The sequence below is a fragment of the Streptomyces sp. NPDC051561 genome (genome assembly GCF_044454195.1).
In the GTDB taxonomy this organism is placed as follows: Bacteria; Actinomycetota; Actinomycetes; order Streptomycetales; family Streptomycetaceae; genus Streptomyces.
In genome coordinates this window covers 20,854-28,417 of sequence record NZ_JBITDM010000018.1, presented here as the reverse complement: position 1 = coordinate 28,417, position 7,564 = coordinate 20,854, and the positions used below count along the sequence as shown (strand labels likewise).

Genomic DNA, 7,564 nt, shown 5'->3' with positions numbered 1-7,564 from the left:
CGGCCCCGCGCCGGCCGCGCGCCCGCGCGGGGGGGGGGGGGGGCCGCGGCGGCCCCCCCCCCCCCCCCCCCCCCCCCCCCCCCCCCCCCCCCCCCCCCCCCCCACCAGCCACCACGAAGCCGCAGACACCTACGAACCTCGGCGGGCCCGCCACCCGGGTCTGGGCGGAGCCCAGTTCCGGGAAGGGGCGGGGTGGGGTGAAAGCCCCCGCGCAGCGGCCCCGTCTCACCCCCCTCGAAGGGATCCGGCACATGCTCGACCACCTCATCCGCAACGCCACCCTCGTCGACGGCACCGGCGCCCCCGCCCGCCCCGCCGACCTCGGCATCCGGGACGGCCGCATCGCCGTCATCGCCGACCCCGGCACCGTCACCGAGGACGCCCGCACCACCGAGGACGCCACCGGCCTCATCCTCGCCCCCGGCTTCGTCGACCCGCACACCCACTACGACGCCCAGCTCTTCTGGGACCCGTACGCCACCCCCTCCCTCAACCACGGGGTCACCACCGTCGCCGGCGGCAACTGCGGATTCACGCTGGCCCCGCTGCACCCGGACCGCCCCGAGGACGCCGACTACACCCGCCGGATGATGTCCAAGGTGGAGGGCATGTCGCTGGTGGCCCTGGAGGAGGGCGCACCCTGGAACTGGTCGTCGTTCGGGGAGTACCTCGACGCGCTCGACGGCCGGATAGCCGTCAACGCCGGTTTCATGGTGGGACATTGCGCGCTCCGGCGGTACGTCATGGGCGCGGACGCGGTGAGCGACCGGCAGCCCACCCCCACCGAACTCGAAGCGATGCTGCGGCTGTTCCACGACGCCATGGAGTCCGGGGCGTGGGGCCTGTCCACCACCCAGTCCTCCACCCACTCCGACGGGGACGGCAAACCGGTCGCCTCCCGGCACGCCCGCCCGGCCGAACTCCTCGCCCTCAGCAAGGCGGTCGGCGAGCACGAGGGCACCCAGATCGAAGCCATCGTGGCCGGCTGCCTCGACCAGTTCGACGACGACGAGATCGAGCTGTTCGTCGAGATGAGCGCCGCCGCGGGCCGCCCCCTGAACTGGAACGTGCTGACCATCGACGCCGCCGTCCCCGAGCGCGTCCCCCGCCAGCTCATCGCCAGCGAACGCGCCCGCAAGTCGGGCGGCCGGATCGTCGCGCTCACCATGCCGATCCTCACCCCCATGAACATGTCCCTCGGCACCTTCTGCGCCCTCAACCTCATCCCCGGCTGGGGCGACATCCTCTCCCTCCCCGTCCCGGAGCGGATCGCCAAGCTCCGCGACCCGGAGGTCCGGGCGGAGATGCTGCGGCGGGCCCAGTCCAAGGAGGCAGGCGTCTTCCGCCGCCTTGCGAACTTCGGGCGGTACGTCATCGGGGACACCTACACCGAGGCAAACGAGGGCGTCAGCGGCCGCGTCGTCAACGACATCGCCGCCGAACGCGGCCAGGACGCCTTCCAGTGCCTGGTCGAAATCTGCGCCAACGACGACCTGCGCACGGTCCTGTGGCCGATGCCCACCGACAACGACCCCGACTCCTGGGCGCTGCGCCAGGAGACCTGGAGCCACGAGGACGTGATGCTGGGCGGCTCGGACGCGGGCGCGCACCTGGACCGGATGTGCGGGGCGCCGTACACCACCCGCTTCCTCGGCGACTGTCTGCGCGGACGCAAGCTGGTCCCGCTGGAGCAGGCGGTGAAGATGCTCACCGACGACCCCGCCCGGCTCTTCGGGCTGCGCGAGCGGGGACGGGTGGCCGAGGGGTTCCACGCGGACCTCGTCCTCTTCGACCCGGAGCGGATCGACGCGGGTGTCGCCACCCTCGTCCACGACCTGCCCGGCGACAGCCCGCGGCTGGACTCCAAGGCGCTGGGGATCGTGAGCGTGCGGGTCAACGGCGTGGAGACGATACGTGAGGACCAGGTGACGGGTGCGGTACCGGGGACGGTGCTGCGTTCCGGCCGTGACACCAGGACGGTGAGCACTAAATGACCACGGAACAGAAACTGTTCATCGGTGGCGAGTGGGTCGAGCCGGAGGGCGGCCACTACGAGGTGATCAACCCGGCCACCGAGGAGGTGGTGGGCCTCGCCCCCGAGGCGAGCCCCGGCCAGGTGCGGGCCGCCGCCGACGCCGCCCGCGACGCCTTCGCCTCCTGGTCGCGTACGTCGCCCCAGGAGCGGGCCGGCATCCTCGACCGGGCCGCCGACATCGTCCGGCGCGAGTCCGCCACGTACGCCCAGCTCGCCCAGGCGGAGACGGGCGCGACCACCGGCACCGCACGCGGTATGCAGGTCGCGGTCGGCGAGGCCCGCTTCCGGCGGTACGCGAAGGGCGCCCTGGAGCCGACCGAGACCGCGCTTGTGCCGCAGATCAACGAGGCGGGCCCGATGGGGAAGGCGGGTGTGTTCGGTGCGCTGGAGGTACGGCAGCCGGTCGGTGTCGTCACCTGCATCACGTCCTACAACAACCCCTGGGCCAACCCGTCCGGCAAGATCGCCCCCGCGCTCGCCATGGGCAACACGGTGCTGGTCAAACCGGCCCCGCAGGACCCGCTGTCCGTCTTCAGAATGGCCGAGGCACTGGCGGAGGCGGGAGTTCCACCTGGCGTGGTGAACGTGGTCAACGGGACGGCGGTCGCGGTGGGGGAGGCGGCCGTCGACTCCCCGTCCGTCGACATGGTCAGCTTCACCGGCAGTACGGAGGTGGGGCGGCGCATCGCGGAGGTCTGCGGGCGCGGCATGAAGCGGCAGCTGATGGAGCTGGGCGGGAAGGGCGCGGCACTCGTCTTCGACGACGCCGACCTGGACTCGGCGGCGATGGGTATCGGCACCACCTTCTCCTTCTACAGCGGCCAGATCTGCACCGCGCCGACCCGGGTGATCGTCCAGCGAGGCGTCTACGAGGCCCTGCTGGAGAAGCTGACCGCCTACATCGGCTATCTGGCGGTGGGCGACCCGGCCGACCCCAAGACCGTCGTCGGCCCGGTCATCTCCGCCGCTCACCGCGACCGTGTCGAGTCCTACGTCGAACTCGGCAGGAAGGAGGGCGCGAGGCTGGTCGCGGGCGGCGAGCGGCCACCCCTCGACAAGGGCTTCTACATCGCCCCCACCCTCTTCGCCGACTGCACCAACGACATGCGGATCGTCCGCGAGGAGATCTTCGGCCCGGTCGTCGTGGTCGTCCCCTTCGACGACGAGGAGGAGGGCATCGCCCTCGCCAACGACAGCGACTACGGCCTGATCGACTACGTGTGGTCGGGGGACGTCTCGCGGGCCTTCCGGGTCGCCCGGCGGCTGCGCGCCGGCGGCGTCACCGTCAACAGCATCGGCCGCAACATGGAGGCCCCCTTCGGCGGCTTCAAACAGAGCGGGGTGGGCCGGGACGTGGGGTCCTACGCCCTGCGCGCGTACAGCGAGGTGCAGGCGGTGGTCTGGCCGGGGTGAGGGCGGGGTGAGGGCGGCCACCGGGCGGACGGGAAAATTTTGAATCGGGGCAAATGGGATTGAGCTGCGGTTTCCGCATAGCGAAAGGGGAGGTCTGCGCCGGTATTCGGAAGGTGCGGTAAGGGTTCGCACCTTCGGAACCTTGATCGTTGGGTGATTTGTGTCGCGCAACTCAAGGTAGAGATACCGGACTTCGATCCTCCGAATGTGGAAACCGCAGGAATTAACGTCCTGTTCATGACTCAGGTGGAAACAACGGCGCAGGCCGGAGACCCGGTAAGGGGCGTCCCCGAGGGGGCGGCCCCGCACGCTTCCGGTGGCGGGGCTTCCGGGGAGGGTGCCTCCGGGGACGGGATGCGCAGCAAGGGCCTCGGGGGAAACTCCGTGGGCCTGCTGGGCAGCGCCGTCATCGGCATATCCACCGTGGCCCCCGTCTACTGTCTGACCTCGACACTGGGGTCGACCGCGGGTGAGGTCGGGCTCCAGATGCCGGCGATCTTCCTCGCCGGGTTCCTGCCGATGCTGCTGGTGGCCTTCGCGTACCGCGAGCTGAATCAGGTCATGCCGGACTGCGGCACCTCCTTCACCTGGACCGTGAAGGCGTTCGGTCCCCGGGTGGGCTGGATGTGCGGCTGGGGTCTGGTGGTGGCCACGATCATCGTGCTGTCCAACCTGGCGGGCGTCGCCACCTCGTACTTCTGGCTCCTGGCGGGTGAGCTCACCGGCAGCGGGAAGATCGCGGAGCTGGCGGACAACAAACCGGTCCACATCCTTACCTGCCTTGCCCTGATCGCGCTGGCGACCCTGGTCAGCTACCGGGGGATGACGGCGACCAAGGGCGTCCAGTACGCCCTGGTGGGCCTCCAGCTGGTGGTGCTGGTGCTCTTCGTGGTGATGGCGTTCGGCAAGGCGGACAGTGGCCTGCCGGAGTTCGCGGGAGGACTCGACTTCTCCTGGTCCTGGTTCAACCCCTTCTCGGTGGGCTCCTTCGCCGCCTTCACCGCGGGGCTCTCGCTGTCGATCTTCATGTACTGGGGCTGGGACGCCTGCCTGACCGCCAACGAGGAGACCACCGGCAGTGAGAAGACGCCCGGCCGGGCCGCACTCATCGCGATGGTCGTCCTGGTCGGCTCCTACCTGGCCACCGCCGTCGCCGCACAGATGGCCGTCGGCTCGGGGGACAAGGGGCTCGGCCTCGGAAACCCGGACACCTCCGACAACGTCTTCGCCGCCCTCGCGGGTCCGGTGATGGGCCCCGTCCTGGGCATCCTGCTGTTCGTCGCCGTCCTGGCGTCCGCCACCGCGAGCCTCCAGACGACCTTCATCCCGGTGGCCCGTACGGTCCTCGCGATGTCCGCGTACGAGGCACTGCCCGCCTCGTACTCCCGGGTGCACCCCCGCTTCAAGAGCCCGGGGCGCGCCACCGTCCACGCGGGCGTCGCCACCGGCATCTTCTACACGGTGATGACCCTGGTCAGCGAGCACGTCCTGGTCGACACGATCTACGCGCTCGGCCTCATGATCTGCTTCTACTACGCGCTGACCTCCTTCGCCTGCGCCTGGTACTTCCGCCGTGACCTGACCGGCTCCGCCCGCGACGCCCTCTTCAAGGGGGTCTTCCCGGTGCTCGGGGGCGTCCTGCTGACCGCCGTCTTCGCCAAGACGCTCTACGACATGTGGGACCCGGCGTACGGCAGCGGCTCCTCCGTATTCGGCGTCGGCTCGGTCTTCGTGATCGGCGTGGGCCTGCTGCTGGTCGGATTCCTGATCATGCTGGTCATGCAGCGCAGGAGCCCGGCCTTCTTCCGCGGCGAGATCCTCACCAAGGACACTCCGTCCCTGGTCGTCCGGGACTGACCCGCCCGCCCCGGCCCACTACACCCCGGGGCCCGGCGACAGAGGGCGTTCCGGCCGCTTCCATCCGTTCGGAGGAAGCGGCCGGAACGCCCAACAGGTCGTTTGTCCCGGACTCTTGACTGGCTGTCAGCGGAGCGCCATTCTCGACGGGACCTACGCGTCGGTAAGTTACGCGCGCGTGCCCATCCCGGACCGAAGGCAGCCTGGATGACCCCCCTTCGCAGACGCGGTTTCTTCGCCGCGATCGTCACCCTCCTCCTGACCCTCGGCGTGGCCTCCCCACCGGCCGCCGGCGCCGACAGCCCCTGGTGGGAGCCCACCGCGCGGCCCGCCGCCGACTCCCAGATCAACGTCACCGGCGAACCCTTCAAGGGCGCGGACGCCCAGGGCAAGGTCCGCGGCTACGTCGACGCGCACAACCACGTGATGTCCAACGAGGGCTTCGGCGGCCGCATCATCTGCGGGAAGCCGTTCTCCCAGGAGGGCGTGACCGACGCCCTCAAGGACTGCCCCGAGCATTACCCGGACGGAGCGCTCGCCCTTTTCGAGAACGTCACCGGCGGCGCCGACGGCCACCACGACCCGGTCGGCTGGCCCACCTTCAAGGACTGGCCCGCCCACAACTCCCTGAGCCACCAGCAGAACTACTACGCCTGGCTGGAGCGCGCCTGGCGCGGCGGCCAGCGGGTGCTGGTCAACGACCTGGTCTCCAACGGACTGCTCTGCTCGGTCTACGCCCGCGACCGGGGCTGCGACGAGATGGAGTCCATCCGCCTCCAGGCCCGCAAGACGTACGAGATGCAGGCGTACATCGACAAGATCTACGGCGGCCCCGGCAAGGGCTTCTTCCGCATCGTCACCGACTCCGCGCAGGCGCGCCAGGTGGCCGAGCAGGGCAAGCTCGCCGTGGTGCTCGGGGTGGAGACCTCGGAGCCGTTCGGCTGCAAGCAGATCCTCGACGTCGCCCAGTGCGGCAAGGAGGACATCGACCGCGGACTGGACGAGCTGCAGAAGCTCGGCGTGCGCAGCATGTTCCTGTGCCACAAGTTCGACAACGCGCTCTGCGGGGTGCGGATGGACGAGGGCACCATCGGTACGGCCGTCAACATCGGCCAGTTCCTCTCCACCGGCACCTTCTGGCGCACCGAGGAGTGCACCGGACCCCAGCAGGACAACCCGGCCGGAGGCGCCGCCGCCCCCGCAGAGGTGACCAAGCTGCTGCCCCCGGGCGTCAAGGTGCCCGCCGACAACGGCGGGAAGTGCAACACCCGGGGGCTCACCGGACTCGGTGAGTACGCGGTCAAGGGCCTGATGAAACGCAACATGATGCTCGAACTCGACCACATGAGCGTCAAGGCGGCCGCCCGCACCCTCGACATGCTGGAGAGCGCCGACTACCCGGGCGTCCTCTCCAGCCACAGCTGGATGGACAACAGCTGGCTGGAGCGCCTCTACCGCCTCGGCGGCTTCAAGGCCTCCTACATGGGTGCCGCCGACGGCTTCGCCAAGGAGTCCGCCGGCACCAGGCCGCTGCGCCAGAAGTACGGCGTCGGCCTCGGCTACGGCACCGACATGAACGGTGTCGGCGGCTGGCCGGGACCGGTCGGCCCGGACGCCCCCAACGCGGTCAAGTACCCCTACCGCAGCGCCGACGGCGGCTCCGTGATCGACCGCCAGAAGACCGGTGAGCGCACCTGGGACATCAACACCGACGGTGCGGCACACGCCGGTGCGGTACCCGACTGGATCGAGCAGATCCGGCTCAGCGGCGGCCAGGACACCGTCCAGGACCTGATGAGCGGCGCCGAGTCCTACCTCACCACCTGGAAGAGGACCGAGGACCACAAGCCGGCCGCCAACCTCGCCGCGGGCGCCCCGGCGAGCGCCAGCTCGACGGAGTGGAACCCGTTCACCAGCTACGCCGCGGGGCGGGCCGTGGACGGCGACAGCGGCACCCGGTGGGCCAGCGGCTGGTCCGACGACCAGTGGCTCCGGATCGACCTGGGCGCCCCCCGCAGGGTCGGCCAGGTCTCCCTCGACTGGGAGCAGGCCTACGCCCGCGGCTACCGCGTCGAGGTCTCGGACGACGGCGCCGCCTGGAAGACCGTCTGGTCCACGGACAGCGCGGACGGCGGCCTGGACAACGTGACCTTCACCCCGGTGCAGGCGCGGTACCTCCGGGTGCACGGCACCGCACGCTCCACCAAGTACGGCTACTCGGTGAAGGAGGCCGCGGTCTTCGGCCGCTGACCAACTCCG

At 70.5% G+C, this 7,564-nt stretch carries 4 protein-coding genes; all 4 read left to right on the top strand.

Annotated features, from left to right (window positions below; translation table 11 throughout):
* Window positions 1-251: 251 nt before the first annotated feature.
* Window positions 252-1,994: an amidohydrolase family protein gene (locus ACIA73_RS30565; protein WP_399442073.1), complete on the top strand. Its 1,743-nt coding sequence runs from the start codon at window positions 252-254 to the stop codon at window positions 1,992-1,994.
* Entirely contained in the window at window positions 1,991-3,448 is a 1,458-nt protein-coding gene (locus ACIA73_RS30560) for an aldehyde dehydrogenase family protein (RefSeq protein WP_399442072.1), read from the top strand. Before ACIA73_RS30565 ends, ACIA73_RS30560 begins: the two co-directional genes overlap by 4 nt.
* A 237-nt stretch (window positions 3,449-3,685) precedes the next feature.
* A complete protein-coding gene (locus ACIA73_RS30555; protein ID WP_399442071.1) occupies window positions 3,686-5,305 on the top strand; it encodes an APC family permease in 1,620 nt (539 codons plus the stop codon).
* Window positions 5,306-5,512: 207 nt separating this feature from the next.
* On the top strand, window positions 5,513-7,555 hold the full coding sequence (locus ACIA73_RS30550) for a discoidin domain-containing protein (RefSeq protein ID WP_399442070.1): 2,043 nt from the start codon (window positions 5,513-5,515) through the stop codon (window positions 7,553-7,555).
* The last annotated feature ends 9 nt before the right edge of the window (window positions 7,556-7,564 follow it).